The following is a 16,698-nucleotide window of genomic DNA, read 5'->3' as shown; positions in this document are numbered from 1 at the left end:
CCTGCCAATTAAGACAGAGGTTATAAAACTAAAAAATAGTTAAAGTATTGTGGTTTGGTTTATTTTAAAAACAATAACTCTCTGAATTTAGGTAGAGGCCATACACTGTCGTCGACAATTTGCTCTAATTTATCTGTGTGGTAACGGATCGTATCGAAGTGTGATTTAACTTTCTCATCGTAAGCAATTGCTTTATCACGGCTATCCTCGATCGTATTTACTTTTTTACGTTGCTCCAGCATTGCATCAATGCTGGTTTTAACAACATTTAAGTGCTCAGATAATTTGTTAATGATCGTTAACGGAGTAGCCAAAGCGTCACCAGAAAGACCAAGATCTTTTAATCCTTTAGCATTTTCAATTAACGTATTTTGGTAAGCAATAGCAGCAGGAATGATCATGCTGTTGGTAACTTCACCCATTACTCTGGCTTCGATTTGGAGTTTTTTGAAATAGCTTTCTAACAAGATTTCGTGACGAGCGTGTAATTCACGTGCACTAAAGATATTTAGTTTAGTAAATAACTCAGTAGATTTTTCGCTAACGTAAGCATCTAAAGCTTTAGGTGTAGTTTTGATGTTTGATAGACCACGTTTTTCAGCTTCAGCAGCCCACTCATCGCTGTAACCATTACCTTCAAAACGAATATCTTTAGATTCTTTGATATATCTTTTTAATACAGTTAATAGAGCAACATCTTTTTTCTCCCCTTTTTTGATCAATTTGTCTACTTCAACTTTGAACTTGATCAATTGCTCTGCAACGATAGCATTTAAAACTGTCATTGGTGCTGAGGAATTTTCAGAAGAACCAACTGCTCTTAATTCAAATTTATTTCCTGTAAAGGCAAATGGTGAAGTACGGTTACGGTCAGTCGTATCAAAAGAAATCTGAGGGATTTTAGGGATACCTAACCATAAAGAATCTTCATTTTTTACTTTCTTGATAATGCTTCTTGAAGATTCGATTTCGTCAAGGATTTCATCTAATTGAGAACCAAGGAAGATCGAAATAATTGCTGGAGGAGCTTCATTAGCACCTAACCGGTGATCGTTGCTTACCGAAGCAATACTTGCTCTTAATAAATCTGCATGCTCATGTACCGCTTTGATGGTGTTAACGAAGAACGTTAAGAACATCAGATTGTTTTTAGGCGTTTTACCTGGCGACAATAAGTTTTTGCCAGTATCAGTAATTAACGACCAGTTATTGTGTTTACCTGATCCGTTAATACCTGCATAAGGTTTCTCATGTAAAAGCACTTTAAAGTTATGTCTTAAAGCAACTTTTTCCATTAAGTCCATTAACAATTGGTTATGGTCAATGGCAAGGTTAATTTCTTCATAAATTGGTGCACACTCAAATTGAGAAGGAGCAACCTCATTGTGACGGGTTTTCAAAGGAATACCCAGTTTCAATGCTTCATTTTCGAAGTCAACCATGTAAGTAAATACACGCTCAGGAATAGACCCGAAATAGTGATCTTCTAATTGTTGTCCTTTTGCAGACATATGTCCGAATAATGTACGGCCGGTTAAAGCTAAATCCGGACGTGCATTGTATAGTGAAAGGTCAACCAGGAAATATTCCTGCTCGATACCTAATGATGCATTAACTTTTGTGATGCTTTTATCAAAATACTGGCAAACATCAACAGCGGCTTTATCCATAGCAGAAAGTGCTTTTAATAAAGGTGCTTTATAATCTAAGGCTTCGCCGGTGTAAGCAACAAATACGGTTGGAATACAAAGCGTTTTACCGGCTTTTCTTTCCATAATGAAAGCTGGAGAAGAAGGGTCCCATGCAGTATAACCACGGGCTTCGAAAGTGTTACGGATACCACCATTAGGGAAACTTGAAGCATCCGGTTCTTGTTGAACTAATGCACTACCGGCAAACACCTCAATTGCACCATCGCTGCTTGGCTCAAAAAAAGAATCATGTTTTTCAGCAGTTGTACCTGTTAATGGTTGAAACCAGTGCGTATAATGTGTAGCTCCCTTGCTCATTGCCCAGCTTTTCATGGCTGTTGCGATGTGATTGGCGTCTTCGTGGTTAATTAATTCACCTTGGTCAATTGATGAAATAAGTTTCTGAAATACTTCTTTTGATAAGTAGTCTTTCATCTTTTTCTTATCGAAAACATTCACGCCAAAAAACTCAGAAATTTTAGTCGAAGGAGACTTTATCTCTGGTGAAATTCTTGTTTGTGCCTCTTTTAATGCAATTGTTCTTAAGCTTTTCATTTATTTGTTTAAAGTTTGGTCAAAAATAGGTTTTTTATCAGTTGTTTTCAATGAATTGTTTGTAAAAATACGAATGTCGGTAGATATTCAAAGAAATATTTGATTTTTTAGACAATTTATGGTAAAATAATGTGGAATTAGTGAAAAAGTCATTTTTTTCTCTTTTGCATTTCCTTTACTATATGATAGGATGCATACCCGCAGAGTACAATTACTGAAATTAATATGGTCCAAATACGTGATTTACTCATTTTTTTTCTTGTCGCTAGCTAATAACAGGTTTTTTAAACGTTGATACATGAATGAGATAACCAATAGTAGTATTCCCAATGATATAAAGGCCGCAATTTTGCCGCCCTCTGATAAGCCTCTTAAATCAAAGATGAAGAGTTTAAGTAAAGTAATGGCAAAAATGGTGATAGAGACGATACGAATATTTTTCGATTTAAATCGCATACCTATATATATACATATGAAAGCAAAACAGCCCCATAAAATGGCAAACCCGATTTTATGGCTATTGTCGAGAATATCACTTATGGATTTATCTTTTGCATATTGCGACATCACCAGAGAATGATCCAGCTCGGCACTGGCTACATAAAGTACAATAAAGGCGATAAACCACTGTAAAGCTGCTAAGCCTACCGGAGAGTTTATGCGTTTTTCATTCCTATATAATGTATAGAGGCTGAATGCCATTAAAACTACCAGAAGGTAATGGAAAAGGTAATTGTTTAGGCTGCTTGTATGGAGCTGGAGGTAACTGTTTCTTAAAAAGATGGTTTCCGGATTAAAAATTAGGGGATAGCACAACAAGCAAATTGCGGTTAGCGCTCCAACAATATATTTAAACTCTTCTTTTTCTTCGTTGCGTATAGCAATCAGCAGGATGGAGATAAACAGATAACTATAACAACCCAGAGCAAGTATCCTTGTTAGCGGGAAATAATAGTATGCCTGATAATTTAATTCAAGGGCAAAGACAAGGTAGGCAATAATAACTCCGGCAATAGCCAGGATAGTTCTTGATATTTTAATTTCTCGAAATAGAATAGATTTGATTTCGGATTTAAGCAATTTTGAATACAATATCAATGCGATGACTACCATGATGCCGGTTATAAATCCTTTGTTTACCAAAGGGCTGAGGTGATTGTTTGCGTGGTTTAAACCACTTCTGTAAATCTGCTGCCAGTCCATTACTAGGCTGATTGTCAATAATACCAGTACAATTACTGATGACTGTTTGATGAGGGTAATTCCGGATTTTTGCGATAGCCACAACAGTAGTACACTTTCGGCAGCCCAGAACAAAGTAATATGGTTTCCTTTAAGCTGTACCGGAGCGGCCAAACTGATAAAGGTAAGTACCAGGCCAATTAGTAAATAAATGAGGTTCCTGTCTATTTTATCATTTTTATATAAGGTGTATGCAAAGATCAGATTAATCACACCTATCAATGCGGTGAATAGCCCCTGGTAGTTACCTCCACCGGTATGGCTTAGAATCAACATTCCGGCAGTATAATACAAAAAAGTATTACTAAGTAATATTCCAATTTCTAATGCATTGAATTCTGTTTTTTCTTTAATGTTGTTGACGATGTTCATCAGTAGGAACACCAGATAAAATAAGGTTGCAAATATTAAAGCACCCATATATGGCGGTGTTTTCTCGTCGGTAATTAATAGTTTGGTAGTTAACCAACCTCCAAACAGTATAATGGTAAATGCATAGCAAACAATATTTATGATTGCCCACTTTTTATAATATGCCAATACCAGCATTCCAATATTTAATGTCAATAGGTAGGTGAAAAGTACAATATAATTGCCCTCACCTGTACTCACCATAAAGGGGGCGCCAAAGCCACCAAGGATGGCAAAAAGCGCAAGTTCTTTACGGTCGTAGTTGAGGGACAGCAATACGGTAAATGCTGTTGTAAGTATGGTAAGGATAAAGGCTAGTGTTTGACTAAACAAGTGATATTCCTGAAAGCCTATGGTCACTGTAAAGTATAATATGGCTACACCACCGCCCACCAGTACAGAACTGAAAGTCGAAAATGATTTGCGGAGCCTATGGGCAAGTCCAATTAAAAGACCACCACAAATGAAACCGATACTTAGGCGGCCTACCTCATTGATCCAGTCTTTATCGATCGCGTATTTCAGGAAGAACCCCATGCCCAGGACCAGAATTACAATTCCTATTTTATTAAATAAGTTCTCTCCTATAAATTTTTCCAGATCGGGGTTTCGCTCGCTGAAAGAAGAAGTTTTAATTGGAGGAGGGGACAAATGTTCAGTCCCAATAGTTGCAGTGTTCTTTTCTTCAATGATAGTTTTTTCTGCTTCAAAGATTACAATTGGTTCTGCTTTGATTTTTTCTTTCGGTGTATCTGGGATGAAAGATTTTTTCGCTTCTTGTTGAACGGTTTGTTTTGCAGGTTTTTCTACAATAGGCTTTTCAACAATGGTAACATTTTTTTCGACCAGTTGACCGGACAGTTGTTCAATTTTAAGGTATAAAAAATCAAGTTTCTCAGCTACATTCTTTTTTAATTGGAGTACAATAATTAGAATTACAACGACGAGAATAAATACAATTGTTTCTAAAAACATAGAGGGCAGAAATTGGTTTCAATTTAAAGATAATAAAAACCTAAGTCAATTGCCCCCTTATTTCTTGCTTACTCCACCCGCCCCAAGAGTTGTTTCTTTAACTTCAGCGTCACCACTATAATAGATATGTCCTGATCCACTAATAAATGCTTTTATTTTAGTGTGGGCAGTAATGTTAATCGTGCCTTTTCCACTTATTCTTGCTGAAAGTTCATTTACCGAAAGTGTTTTATTACCAAAGGTACCAGGGCCACTAAGTGTAACACTGGCAACATCGGCTTTGCCTGTAATGTTTGCTGTTCCGGAACCACTAATTACTCCCGTAATCTTATCTGCCTCTATGTTTGCCTTAATTGTACCTGATCCGCTTAGGGTGGTTGCAAATTCTGCGGCTTTAATTGTACCTGATACGGTAATGCTACCATTACCACTCATGGTTAAGCTGCTGATCTGTTTAGCTGTAACGTAAGCAATGATTTTTTTATTTTCGTATTTTCTCGCCCAACTGGTCCAGCTGTTTTGTGGCCTGATGATCAGGATATTACTTTTTACTTCGCCAACTAAAGTTGCAATAGCCTCTTTATCACCTTCAAATCTTAAGCTTTCTTTATCACCAAGTTTAATAATGACCTCAATGGGGCCACCAGCTACTACACCGGTAAAGTTTTTGACTTCTCGTTCATCAGAAGTTTGTACAGTTTTATTTATGGTAGAAGGCAGTGCCGCATGTATGCCGTTGGCCTGCGAAAATAATAATGATCCAAGGAGGATGGTGACTAATGATTTCATGCGCTTATCTTGTAATTGTTCTCAAAATTAAAATGATTCCTGTACTTGTAGTTATAAGACGAATGAAATTAAGGAATGTTGCATGGGGAGAAAAAAATAGGATCAATTTAGCGCAAATAGTTATTTGGCCAGGACGCCATCGTGAAGTAGAATTCCATCTTTAATGGCGTTTAATAAGAAAAGATCAACGCTGCAATCCAGACTTTGTCTGTAGTGTTCTGGATCCTGATTGTCTATTTCAATGGTTGCAACACGCACATGTTGCTCGTTAAAAATCCGGTATCGCTCATTTTTAAGCGGCTTAATTGTAAACGAATGGCCGTGACCTTGACTATCGGCTGCTTCGATATTAAATTTTTTCATGGTTGAAAGGCATTTTGTACTAGCTCTTAACAAATTGAATAATAGAATGTTCTACTATTATTCTTGTTTTGTGTAAAAAATGTCTAACCAGGTGAAAGTGCTGATAGAACCTTATTTAAGGTACATAATTTGCCACATCCTGAGCAACAATCCACGATTTTTCCTTGCCATCTGGAGTCTGGGTAAGGCAGGATGTGAAAAATGCAGTAACCTGAGCTTTTTCATTTACATATACAAAAGGACGCTCCCTTCTTCTAAAAGTTTGCGAGCTTCCATCATCATAAAGCACCTTTTTAGTATAGACAGGTGTTTTTGAAACGAGCTTATAATTTATCCCATCTTTTGAAGCATATTGTGCACCACCTTTATCCATTCCTGTAGCTTTTCCTCTAAAGTCACTCAGGATGACATTGTATTGTCCGGATGCCCACCATATTGTAGGGTCTTCTAGCTGACAGGAATCGGGTAATAAATTGTTTCCGCCATTTAACAACGTATATTTTGCATTAAAAGCGGGAGCGGTATAAGCTTGAGCTACACGGATATTGTTGATTGATTTTCTGCCAAATACGTAAATGCTTCCATCACTTTTAACCAGAGGTGCAGGATTAGAAAATGGCATAGCCAATTGATCTATTCTTGTCCATGGTCCTTCAATGGAAGATGACGAGGCGTATCCGGTTTCATTGGCTGAAGAGATATAGTATAAAACATATTTATTACCTGCTTTTACTATTTTAGGATTGTGTGCACGGTCGTTATCCCAAAAAGCTTCTCTTTTTTGGATCACTACTTCCTGAAAAGTATAGGGGCCAAGTAGATCCTTCGAGGTTGCACGCACAATTTCAGAATGTGTCGTCCATCCACCCAGTCCATATTGTTCCGGCCAACGTGAGGCAAACATATGGTAGGTGCTGCCAACTTTAATAACAGTAGGACACCAAAGGATGTAGCCCTCCATTTTAAAACCAGTGTTTTTATTTGCCGGTTTTATTGAAGATTCAATGGTTTGAGCATTGGAATTTAAACTAAAATTGCTGCTTACAAAAAGCAGGACGGCCATTAGGAATTTATGCATATAATAAAAAAATTATTACTCAGTTGATACATTACTTTGCTACAGTATTGTAATGCAATTGAGTAATAATTTGTAATTATTTAATGCGTTGAATTGGCCGTGTAATCAGCTTATTTGGCATTCTTTTCTACCCACTTACGGGCATTTACAAATGCTTCCATCCATGGAGTTACCTCATCTTTACGGCCTTGTGGATAATTAGCCCAATGCCATTGGAATAATGAACGCTCAATGTGCGGCATCATCACCAGGTGGCGACCAGACTCATCACACATCATGGCAGTATTGTAATCAGACCCATTTGGACTAGCCGGATAGCTTTCATAAGCATATTTAGCCACGATACGATATTTGTCTTCTGCATAAGGCAATTGGAAACGACCTTCACCATGTGAAACCCATACGCCCAGTGTACTGCCGGCTAATGTAGAAAGCATTACTGAATTGTTTTCTTGTAGGGTTAATGAGGTAAAGATACTTTCGTGTTTACCACTCTCATTATGTAACATTTTTGGTTTCTCAGCATGATCTTTATTGATCAGTCCAAGCTCTACAAAAAGTTGGCATCCATTACAAACGCCTACAGATAGGGTATCTGGACGGTTAAAGAAATTCTCTAATGCTACCCTGGCTTTTTCGTTGTACATGAAAGCACCAGCCCAACCTTTGGCAGATCCTAAAACGTCAGAGTTAGAGAAACCACCTACAGCACCAATAAACTTGATGTCTTCAAGGTTTTCCCTTCCCGAGATCAAGTCGGTCATGTGTACATCTTTAACGTCAAATCCTGCCAGATACATGGCATTAGCCAATTCGCGTTCAGAGTTACTTCCTTTTTCGCGAAGGATGGCAGCTTTAGGGCGAGGTTTGCTTTCGTCAATAGCAGGTTTCTTTCCGTCAAACTGGGTAGGGAAGGTGTATTTTAATATATGGTTTTTGTAGTTGTCAAAACGCTCTTTAGCTTTAACCGGTCCACTTTGTTTTTTATCTAATAGATAAGAGGTTTTAAACCATACATCACGTAAGTGATCAATGTCGAAGTTTAATGAAGCTTCAGCGCCATTTTTAATGGTCAGTGTAGCTGAGTTGCTAACTTTTCCGATTTTATGGTAAGCAATTCCATTTGCTTCAAGCGTAGCTTCAACCGCTATATCAGCCTGGAATACGATACCGATATTTTCTGAGAAAAGTAATTTAACATTATCCTGCTCGCCTAAAGCGGATAGGTCGATATTTGCACCCAGATCACGATCTGCAAAGCAAAGCTCCAGGAGGGTTGTGATTAAACCCCCGCTGCCTATATCATGTCCAGCTTGTATTTTTTCTTCTTTAATTAACTGCTGAATAGTATTAAATGCATTTTTAAATTGAGCTGCATCTTTTACATCAGGTGTTTCGTTGCCAATTTTATTTAAAATTTGAGCGAATGAAGAACCACCCAATTTGTAAGTGTCATTAGAAAGGTTGATGTAATAAATTGACCCTCCATTTTTTTGTAATACCGGTTCAACAACCTGAGTAATATTATCGCAGTTACCACCTGCAGAGATTATCACTGTACCTGGTGCAATTACATCGCCATCTTTGTATTTCTGCTTCATTGACAGGGAATCTTTTCCTGTTGGAATATTGATTCCAAGACTGATTGCAAAATCAGAACATGCTTTTACAGCTTCATATAACCTTGCATCTTCACCTTCATTTTTACAAGCCCACATCCAGTTGGCCGAAAGTGATACACTTTTCAGTCCATCTTTTAATGGTGCCCATACAATGTTTGAAAGTGATTCTGCAATGGCAATGCGGCTACCTGCGGCAGCATCAATCAAGGCTGAGAGAGGAGCGTGGCCTACAGATGTAGCTATGCCTTCTTTTCCTTGGAAATCCAAAGCCATTACACCACAGTTGTTTAGTGGCAATTGTAAGGGGCCGGCACATTGTTGCTTGGCTACACGGCCACCCACACAACGGTCAACCTTATTTGTTAACCAGTCTTTTGAAGCTACTGCCTCCAACTGTAATACTTGTTCAAGGTATTCGTTCAACAGGTTCGAATCATAAACAACAGGCTGGTATTTTCTGTCTATGGTTTTATCGTCCATAATCACCTTCGGAGAACTGCCGAACATGTCTTTCAGTTCTAGATCCATAGGTTTAACACCTGTTGTTGCCGATTCGAAAGTGAAACGATGATCTCCTGTTACTGTACCTACTGTGTACATTGGAGAACGCTCGCGATCTGCAATTTTTTGAAGGGTATCTATATCTTTTTGACCAATCACTAAGCCCATACGCTCTTGTGATTCGTTACCAATGATTTCTTTTGATGATAGGGTAGGGTCTCCTACAGGAAGTTTATCCAGATCGATCTTCCCCCCGATTTCTTCAACCAATTCCGAAAGACAGTTTAAGTGTCCACCTGCACCATGATCATGTATAGATATAATGCTGTTGTGGTCACTCTCTACCATACCGCGCACTGCATTGGCTGCTCTTTTTTGCATTTCAGGATTTGAACGTTGAATTGCATTTAATTCAATTCCGGAACCTAGAGCACCTGTGTCGGCAGAGGATACTGCTGCACCACCCATCCCAATTCTATAATTTTCTCCACCCAGGATAACAATTTTGTCGCCGGTTGAAGGTTTGTGTTTTTGTGCCTGGCTAGCTTTTCCATAACCTACACCACCTGCAAGCATGATTACTTTATCGAATCCTAACTTGCGCGAATCTTCTTCATGCTCAAATGTTAACACAGATCCTGTGATCAGTGGTTGTCCGAATTTATTTCCAAAGTCAGTAGCTCCGTTAGATGCTTTGATCAGGATGTCCATTGGAGTCTGGTATAACCAGGCTCTTTCCTCAACTCCTTTTTCCCACGGACGGTTTTCTTCCAATCTTGATAAAGCAGTCATGTATACTGCAGTACCCGCAAGTGGTAAAGAACCCTGTCCACCAGCTAGCCTGTCTCTGATCTCACCACCGGATCCGGTCGCTGCACCATTAAAAGGTTCAACTGTTGTTGGGAAATTATGTGTTTCCGCTTTGATAGAGATTACAGATTCGAAATCACTTAAAGCATAATAATCAGGTATATCGGCACGTTTAGGCGCAAATTGCTGAATTTTTGGACCTTTAATAAAGGCTACATTGTCTTTATAGGCAGAAACAATATCATTAGGATTTTCTTCTGAAGTCTTACGGATCAGCTTAAATAATGATGTAGGTTGCTCTACACCATCGATCACAAATTTACCATTAAATATTTTATGACGGCAATGCTCGGAGTTAACCTGTGAGAAGCCGAATACTTCTGAATCGGTAAGTGGTCTGCCCAGTCTTTCAGACAGCGCGTTTAAATAATCTACTTCCTCCTCGCTTAATGAAAGACCTTCCTGCTTGTTGTAAGCTGCAATGTCAGTAATTTGAAGGATAGGTTCTGGCTGTATATTTATGGTATATATATCCTGATCAAGCTGATCGTATTTTTGCGAAAGCATTGGATCGAAGCCTGCAAAATTCTCGTCTACTTTTTGAAACTCCTCAATACGGATAATGTCCTGAATATCCATATTTTGAGTAATCTCTACAGCGTTGGTGCTCCATGGGGTTACCATTGCAGCGCGAGGGCCAACAAAAAAATCAGTTAATGTTTTTTCTTGCTGTAGTTTTGCGCCGCCAAACAGCCATTCTAGTTTAGTAATATCAGTTGTGAATAGGTTTCGTTCTATTTGTAAAGCGAAAACCGTATTGGATGGGCTTAAGAAGAAATAAATCATGCTTTTTTTTTGAAGATGCAAATTTAACGTTAAAATTTTAAAACAGTGTGATCGTGTGTAATATATCATTCATTTTATTGCAGTATCTGACGGTTTTGTTAGATTTCTTTAGCTTTGTGATGGTTTTTAAGAGAAAATAACCATTTTACATGATTGCATGAGTTTATGGGGAGTGTTTTTAAGTTTAAAAAATTTGAAGTAAACCAGTCGGGCTGTGCCATGAAAATTAATACCGATGGGGTATTGCTTGGAGCCATTGCAGCTCAGGAAGGAGCGAAGCAAATTCTTGATATTGGAACGGGAACCGGAGTGATTGCGATGATGCTGGCACAGCGTTTCGAGGATGCTCAGGTTGATGCGGTTGAAATTGATGAACAGGCTGCACTTGCAGCCAAGGGTAATTTTAACAATTCGGTTTTTGCTGCCAATTGCAATGCGCATCATAATGATATTTCTCTATTTCAAACAGACAGAAAATATGATCTTGTGGTTTCAAATCCTCCATATTTTGTGAATGACCTTAAAAACCAGGAACACAGAAAAGGGATTGCCAGACATGCGGGTGCACAGTTTTTTGAATCTATGTTGAAACGTGTAGCCGAATTATTGGATAAATCAGGAAGTTTCTGGTTTATTTTGCCTGTAAAGCAAGCAGAGTATATGGTTAAGATCGCTTTTGCTTATGGTTTATCTCCATCTGTAGTGGTTCACCTTCATTCGGACGATAGTAAACCTGAATTCAGGTGGATCGTTTGTCTTGATTATACGGGTCAGATAACTCTGCATAAAAATTTAAACATTTATGAAACGGAAGGTGTTTATACAGCTACTTACAAACAGCTGTTAAAAGACTTTTTTCTAGCTTTCTAATAGACTATGAAAAAAATTGGACTGATGTCAGATACGCACGGATTTTTAGATGATGCTGTTTTTAAGCACTTTGATGATTGTGATGAGATATGGCATGCCGGGGATTTTGGGCCTGATGTAGCTGAACGCCTTGCAGCCTTTAAACCTTTGAGGGGTGTTTATGGAAATATCGACGATAAAGAGATTCGTGCTGTGTATCCGGAACACCTTCGTTTTTACTGTGAACAGGTGGATGTATGGATGACACATATTGGGGGATATCCAGGTCGATATGCACCCCAGGTGAAGAGTGAAATTTACACTAAGCCTCCGATGTTATTCATCTCCGGACATTCACATATTTTAAAAGTTATGTATGATAAAAAAATAAATTGTCTGCATATAAATCCCGGTGCAGCTGGTAATTCTGGTTGGCACAGAGTAAAAACTTTGGTTAAGTTTTGTATTTCGGAAGAAAAAATACATACCTTAGCCGCTATAGAAATAGGCAATAGATAACGTATAAAATACACTAAGTATATGTCGGGTATAAAAACACTTGGTCAATTCATAATCGAGAAACAAGCTGATTTCTCTTATGCAAAAGGGGAGCTTTCCAGATTGCTGAGAGATATCGGGATTGCGGCCAAAATAGTAAACCGTGAAGTAAACAAAGCTGGTTTGGTAGATATTTTAGGTTCAGCCGGGACAGTCAATATACAGGGCGAAGGACAGCAAAAATTAGATGTATTTGCTAATACACAGTTTATCAGCGCGCTTACAAGTGGTGGCGAATGTTGTATTGTAGCTACAGAAGAAGAGGACGACTTTGTACCTATTGATTCTCCGGTATCAAAAAATGCCAAGTATATTGTTTGTATTGATCCATTGGATGGTTCATCAAATATTGATGTAAATGTTGCTGTCGGAACAATCTTTTCTATTTATAGAAGGAAATCAACCGAGGGTATGGCAACATTAGCTGATGTGTTGCAAAAAGGTACTCAGCAGGTTGCGGCAGGTTATGTGATCTATGGATCATCGACTATGCTTGTATATACTACAGGAAAAGGAGTGAACGGTTTTACTTTAGATCCTTCCATAGGTGAGTTTTGTTTGTCGCATCCGAATTTGAAAATACCTGAGAATGGCAATATCTATTCTATCAATGAAGGTAACTATGTTCACTTTCCGGAAGGTGTGAAAAAATACATTAAATATGCTCAGGTGGAGGATAAAGCGACTAACAGACCTTATACATCAAGGTATATTGGTTCCATGGTGGGCGATATACATCGGAATCTGATCAAAGGCGGTATTTATATTTATCCAACCACTTCCAGTTCTCCGAATGGGAAGCTAAGGTTACTTTATGAATGTAATCCAATGGCCTTTATCGTTGAACAGGCTGGAGGAGTAGCTTCTGATGGATTTAATAGAATATTGGAAATTGAGCCTACAGAGTTGCACCAACGTACTTCTATCTTTATCGGGTCGCCAGCAATGGTTAAGGTTGCAGAAGATTTAATGGTTCAGTACTCTGCGGAAAAGAATAATGCTACAGTTAATGGAAATGCAGTGAAAATTAATGTAGATGCGATACCTGTAAATGGCAGTGCCGATTAAAAAGATTTATAAAAATTAATTAGAAAGGCCTTATCGTTTGAAAGTGATAAGGCCTTTTATATTCTGGAGCAGATTATTTAGGTCGAACTCTTTACTAAAGTAATGAAGGATTGTTTCTTTCTGCTTCAAATTCTACATCAATAGCTTGTGTAGCTTTGTTTTTTGATGCTGCTACGGCAAGCTGATCACAGCGTTCATTTTCCGGATGATTATTATGACCTTTAACCCATACAAATTTAACATCGTGTAATTTATATACATTTAAAAAGCGCATCCAAAGGTCTTTGTTTTTTTTTCCTTTAAAACCAGTCTTTAACCATCCAAATACCCATTTCTTTTCTATTGAATCAATTACATACTTGGAGTCAGAAAATATAGTGACTTGCTGTCCGGGTGTTTTTAAAGCCTGTAGTGCTACAATCACAGCGAGTAGCTCCATTCTATTGTTGGTAGTCATTCTAAAGCCTGCACTCAATTCTTTATAGTGTTGTCCAGATCTTAAAATTACGCCATAACCACCTGGTCCGGGATTTCCACTTGCTGCTCCGTCTGTATATATTTCAATCATATTTGAAACAAATCTACCTTTTTAAGCTTTAAAAGCAATTTGCAAGGAGTAATTAATATTTCTATGTAAAATAAAATAGCTGAAATATAATTGGTTAAGAAAAATGTTTAGGATAATGATTAAAAATATTTGAATAAAATGTTTTTAATCGTACTTTTGTAGCGTTGAAAAAAACATGGTGGTTTTAGCTCAGTTGGTTAGAGCATCGGTTTGTGGTACCGAGGGTCGTGGGTTCGAGCCCCATATTCCACCCCAGTTTTAAAAGCAGTTCTTTTTTGGAACTGCTTTTTTTGATTTAAATGGTTTATTTTCGAAATATTGATATTTTGTAGGCTGATGAAACAATCTGCTTTTTTACAAAAACGTTACTTTATCCAATTTTTTTGAAAATAACCTTGTTCAATCAACTCACCCATAAAATAGTTAGTGTCTAACACGGACTGCTCTTAACTCAATAATTCTGATTTATTTTTTAAGAATAGTAGCTGCACGATTTTTGTACATTTATTTACCAAAAATCATGAACTATGGAATCTAAAATGGAACCTGAAAACAGTATTCCCTTTGCTCAGAAAATAACCACGAACTTGAGCTGGAATGATATCATTTTAGATCATACAATTCGTGAGCGGTTAGAAGAAATTAGTAAACAACTTATCCAAGGGCAAACATCGATGAAAACGTTTTTCTTTGGCTCGCCTGGCACAGGAAAAACATTGGCAGCAATGTTAATAGGAAAAACTGTACAGCGCGATGTTTATAGGGTAGATTTATCAAGGATTGTGTCTAAGCATATTGATGAAACTAAAGAAAAACTAGATAGAATATTCGACACTGCAACAAATAACGGTTGGATCTTATTTTTTGATGAGGCAGATGCATTATTTGGAAAAAGATCTTCTGTTAAAGGTGCTCATGATCGGTATGCAAATCAAGAAGTTGCTTATTTGCTGCAAAAGATTGAAGAATTCCCAGGTATACTGATCTTGACTTCCAATTCGAAGGAAAATATGGATAATGCATTTATCAGAAGGTTTCAGTCGATCGTTAATTTTAAAATGCCTTCAGCTGTAGAACGTTATCAGATTTGGAAAAATGCATTTGCTGGTACTGTCAGCCTGAATAACGACATTGATCTGCATCAAATTTCAGAACAATATAAATTGTCTGGCGGATCAATTATGAATGTAGCACGCTATTGTGCCTTGTCAGCTCTTAGACGAAATGATACAATGATAAAAAGCGAAGAGCTTTTGGAAGGGGTTAAAAAAGAATTCAAGAGGGAAAACAAAAAGGACATTTAAAAGACATTATTTAGATAAAAAGGTCGGAAATAAAAAAAGCACCCTTATAAAAAAGGATGCTTTTTTTGATGTCTTAGGCCTAGCTAAGTTTTACTTTCGTAGCATTTAAGCCCTTTTTACCATTTTCAACCTCGTAAGTAACGTGGTCGTTTTCTCTTACCTTATCAATAAGGCCTGTAACGTGTACAAATATTTCCGGGTCACCATTTGATGGTACGATGAATCCAAATCCTTTTGACTCATTAAAAAATTTTACTGTTCCTTCTGGCATTGCAATGTTAATTTAAATTAGAATAAAGTGGTAATTATAGTTAAAAATAACAAATATTCAACAATAATGTAAAGCAAATTAAAAATAATAATTTATAAACTGCTTCTTGTTTCCACTTTGTTGTCCAGGGGCTTTAAGCTTTTTAAATATGTATATATAGCTCCCAGGTCGTCCTTAGTCATTCCGGCAAACATAGTCCATGGCATAGGAGTGTTTAATTCATTCTTATTCATGGCAGGTAATTTATTGTTACTATCGGCATACATCTTAAATTTTTGGACAAACATTTCCTTTGTCCAATTACCCAATCCATTAGTTTTATGCATGGTAATATTGCAAGATCGGATGATACCACCAGGTTGTTTAAATTCCATCCCACCTCCAAATTCAGTGCCAGCTATAACGGCACCCTTGTCAGTTTTACTATGACATTCCACACATCCGGCGGCATTAACCAGATAAGCTCCATATCTAACTGTATCCTGCATGGCTGGGATTTTTTGAAAATCTGCAGGTCTAGGCATCGTGTTATTGATCAGGCTTACAGGGAAATTTAATTCGGTATTTGGTACTTCATTTCTTATTGGTTTTAAGCTGCGGATATAGACAATGATGCTATAAATATCTTCTTTATCCATTTTTCCAAATCTTTGGTATCCCATCAAAGGAAATAAAGCTTTTCCATTTTTATTAACACCTGTAGTAATGGCTCTTAAAATTTCTCCGTCAGTCCAATTCCCTAGTGCATGTGGGGTAATATTGGCTGCGTAAATTTTCCCCGGAAATCCCATGTTTTCATCAAAAAGCTCACCGCCTTTGCCCAAAGATTCACTTAGGGGTGGACCTGAATATAAAGCCCAGTTGCGAGTGGCATGACAATCCATACAAGCTGACACATGATTTGCCAGGTAACGACCGCGTTCTAAGCGAGCTGGAGTTGGTTCAATTTTTACTATTGATGCTGCTCCAGTATCCGGTAAAGCACTGTGAATGTACAAACCACCGGCGAAAGCAAGAACAATTACAATTGCGATGACGATCCCGAGTATTTTTAAAATTTTCATTTTTAAGTATTTTAATTAGAATTAAAAATTTATATAATTATTTACTTATTAAAAATAATACAGATGCAAATACTTATTTCGTCGACGAAATACTAAAACAGTTTTATTCATCGCATATCCTTTTCTCTTTTCA

13 protein-coding genes and 1 tRNA gene are annotated in these 16,698 nt (G+C 37.5%); 5 read left to right on the top strand and 9 right to left on the bottom strand.

The window, feature by feature from the left end; all coding sequences use genetic code 11:
- Window positions 1-59: 59 nt before the first annotated feature.
- The 6 genes from P0Y49_14730 to purL all read right to left on the bottom strand — a co-directional run bounded on the left by P0Y49_14730 (window position 60) and on the right by purL (window position 10,883).
- Window positions 60-2,246, bottom strand: coding sequence for a glutamine synthetase III (locus P0Y49_14730; GenBank protein WEK18048.1), 2,187 nt, complete (start codon window positions 2,244-2,246; stop codon window positions 60-62).
- Between the two features lie 243 nt (window positions 2,247-2,489).
- On the bottom strand, window positions 2,490-4,874 hold the full coding sequence (locus tag P0Y49_14725; GenBank protein WEK18047.1) for a DUF2339 domain-containing protein: 2,385 nt from the start codon (window positions 4,872-4,874) through the stop codon (window positions 2,490-2,492).
- Window positions 4,875-4,931: 57 nt separating this feature from the next.
- Window positions 4,932-5,663, bottom strand: a complete 732-nt coding sequence (locus P0Y49_14720; protein WEK18046.1) for a DUF2807 domain-containing protein — start codon at window positions 5,661-5,663, stop codon at window positions 4,932-4,934.
- Between the two features lie 120 nt (window positions 5,664-5,783).
- Entirely contained in the window at window positions 5,784-6,026 is a 243-nt protein-coding gene (locus tag P0Y49_14715; GenBank protein ID WEK18045.1) for a hypothetical protein, read from the bottom strand.
- Between the two features lie 115 nt (window positions 6,027-6,141).
- Window positions 6,142-7,104: a glycoside hydrolase family protein gene (locus tag P0Y49_14710; GenBank protein WEK18044.1), complete on the bottom strand. Its 963-nt coding sequence runs from the start codon at window positions 7,102-7,104 to the stop codon at window positions 6,142-6,144.
- Window positions 7,105-7,214: 110 nt separating this feature from the next.
- Window positions 7,215-10,883 (bottom strand): phosphoribosylformylglycinamidine synthase, encoded by a 3,669-nt coding sequence (gene purL, locus P0Y49_14705; protein ID WEK18043.1) that lies wholly within the window; start codon window positions 10,881-10,883, stop codon window positions 7,215-7,217.
- Between the two features lie 165 nt (window positions 10,884-11,048).
- Here purL and P0Y49_14700 point away from each other — a divergent pair, with 165 nt between their 5' ends.
- Genes P0Y49_14700 through fbp form a run of 3 tightly spaced genes read left to right on the top strand, consistent with a single transcriptional unit; the run spans window position 11,049 to window position 13,358 of the window.
- The gene (locus tag P0Y49_14700; protein ID WEK18042.1) at window positions 11,049-11,753 is read left to right on the top strand and encodes a methyltransferase; all 705 of its coding nucleotides are present in this window, start codon (window positions 11,049-11,051) and stop codon (window positions 11,751-11,753) included.
- A gap of 6 nt (window positions 11,754-11,759) precedes the next feature.
- Window positions 11,760-12,251 carry a metallophosphoesterase family protein gene (locus tag P0Y49_14695; protein WEK18041.1) on the top strand — a complete coding sequence of 164 codons (492 nt, stop codon included), beginning with the start codon at window positions 11,760-11,762 and terminating at the stop codon, window positions 12,249-12,251.
- Window positions 12,252-12,272: 21 nt separating this feature from the next.
- On the top strand, window positions 12,273-13,358 hold the full coding sequence (gene fbp, locus P0Y49_14690; GenBank protein ID WEK18040.1) for a class 1 fructose-bisphosphatase: 1,086 nt from the start codon (window positions 12,273-12,275) through the stop codon (window positions 13,356-13,358).
- A 94-nt stretch (window positions 13,359-13,452) separates the two neighbouring features.
- Here fbp and rnhA read toward each other — a convergent pair whose 3' ends face one another.
- Window positions 13,453-13,926 (bottom strand): ribonuclease HI, encoded by a 474-nt coding sequence (gene rnhA / locus P0Y49_14685; protein ID WEK18039.1) that lies wholly within the window; start codon window positions 13,924-13,926, stop codon window positions 13,453-13,455.
- A 178-nt stretch (window positions 13,927-14,104) separates the two neighbouring features.
- On the opposite strand from rnhA, the gene P0Y49_14680 reads away from it, so the two are divergent.
- Both P0Y49_14680 and P0Y49_14675 read left to right on the top strand, forming a co-directional pair.
- Window positions 14,105-14,181, top strand: a tRNA-His gene (locus P0Y49_14680).
- Window positions 14,182-14,453: 272 nt separating this feature from the next.
- Complete coding sequence (locus tag P0Y49_14675; GenBank protein ID WEK18038.1) at window positions 14,454-15,230, top strand: ATP-binding protein; 777 nt, start codon at window positions 14,454-14,456, stop codon at window positions 15,228-15,230.
- Window positions 15,231-15,309: 79 nt separating this feature from the next.
- Here the strand turns inward: P0Y49_14675 and P0Y49_14670 are convergent, their stop codons facing one another.
- Both P0Y49_14670 and P0Y49_14665 read right to left on the bottom strand, forming a co-directional pair.
- Window positions 15,310-15,501, bottom strand: coding sequence for a cold shock domain-containing protein (locus P0Y49_14670; GenBank protein ID WEK18037.1), 192 nt, complete (start codon window positions 15,499-15,501; stop codon window positions 15,310-15,312).
- Window positions 15,502-15,593: 92 nt separating this feature from the next.
- Complete coding sequence (locus tag P0Y49_14665) at window positions 15,594-16,565, bottom strand: c-type cytochrome (protein WEK18036.1); 972 nt, start codon at window positions 16,563-16,565, stop codon at window positions 15,594-15,596.
- Between the last annotated feature and the right edge of the window lie 133 nt (window positions 16,566-16,698).

Source organism: Candidatus Pedobacter colombiensis, assembly GCA_029202485.1.
Lineage (GTDB): Bacteria > Bacteroidota > Bacteroidia > Sphingobacteriales > Sphingobacteriaceae > Pedobacter > Pedobacter colombiensis.
This window is presented reverse-complemented; position numbering and strand designations above follow the sequence as displayed.

Coding starts and splice junctions, on each gene's coding strand:
- P0Y49_14730 (WEK18048.1), bottom strand. CDS start 2,246: ATGAAAAGCTTAAGAACAATTGCATTAAAAGAGGCACAAACAAGAATT.
- P0Y49_14725 (WEK18047.1), bottom strand. CDS start 4,874: ATGTTTTTAGAAACAATTGTATTTATTCTCGTCGTTGTAATTCTAATT.
- P0Y49_14720 (WEK18046.1), bottom strand. CDS start 5,663: ATGAAATCATTAGTCACCATCCTCCTTGGATCATTATTATTTTCGCAG.
- P0Y49_14715 (WEK18045.1), bottom strand. CDS start 6,026: ATGAAAAAATTTAATATCGAAGCAGCCGATAGTCAAGGTCACGGCCAT.
- P0Y49_14710 (WEK18044.1), bottom strand. CDS start 7,104: ATGCATAAATTCCTAATGGCCGTCCTGCTTTTTGTAAGCAGCAATTTT.
- purL (WEK18043.1), bottom strand. CDS start 10,883: ATGATTTATTTCTTCTTAAGCCCATCCAATACGGTTTTCGCTTTACAA.
- P0Y49_14700 (WEK18042.1), top strand. CDS start 11,049: ATGGGGAGTGTTTTTAAGTTTAAAAAATTTGAAGTAAACCAGTCGGGC.
- P0Y49_14695 (WEK18041.1), top strand. CDS start 11,760: ATGAAAAAAATTGGACTGATGTCAGATACGCACGGATTTTTAGATGAT.
- fbp (WEK18040.1), top strand. CDS start 12,273: ATGTCGGGTATAAAAACACTTGGTCAATTCATAATCGAGAAACAAGCT.
- rnhA (WEK18039.1), bottom strand. CDS start 13,926: ATGATTGAAATATATACAGACGGAGCAGCAAGTGGAAATCCCGGACCA.
- P0Y49_14675 (WEK18038.1), top strand. CDS start 14,454: ATGGAATCTAAAATGGAACCTGAAAACAGTATTCCCTTTGCTCAGAAA.
- P0Y49_14670 (WEK18037.1), bottom strand. CDS start 15,501: ATGCCAGAAGGAACAGTAAAATTTTTTAATGAGTCAAAAGGATTTGGA.
- P0Y49_14665 (WEK18036.1), bottom strand. CDS start 16,565: ATGAAAATTTTAAAAATACTCGGGATCGTCATCGCAATTGTAATTGTT.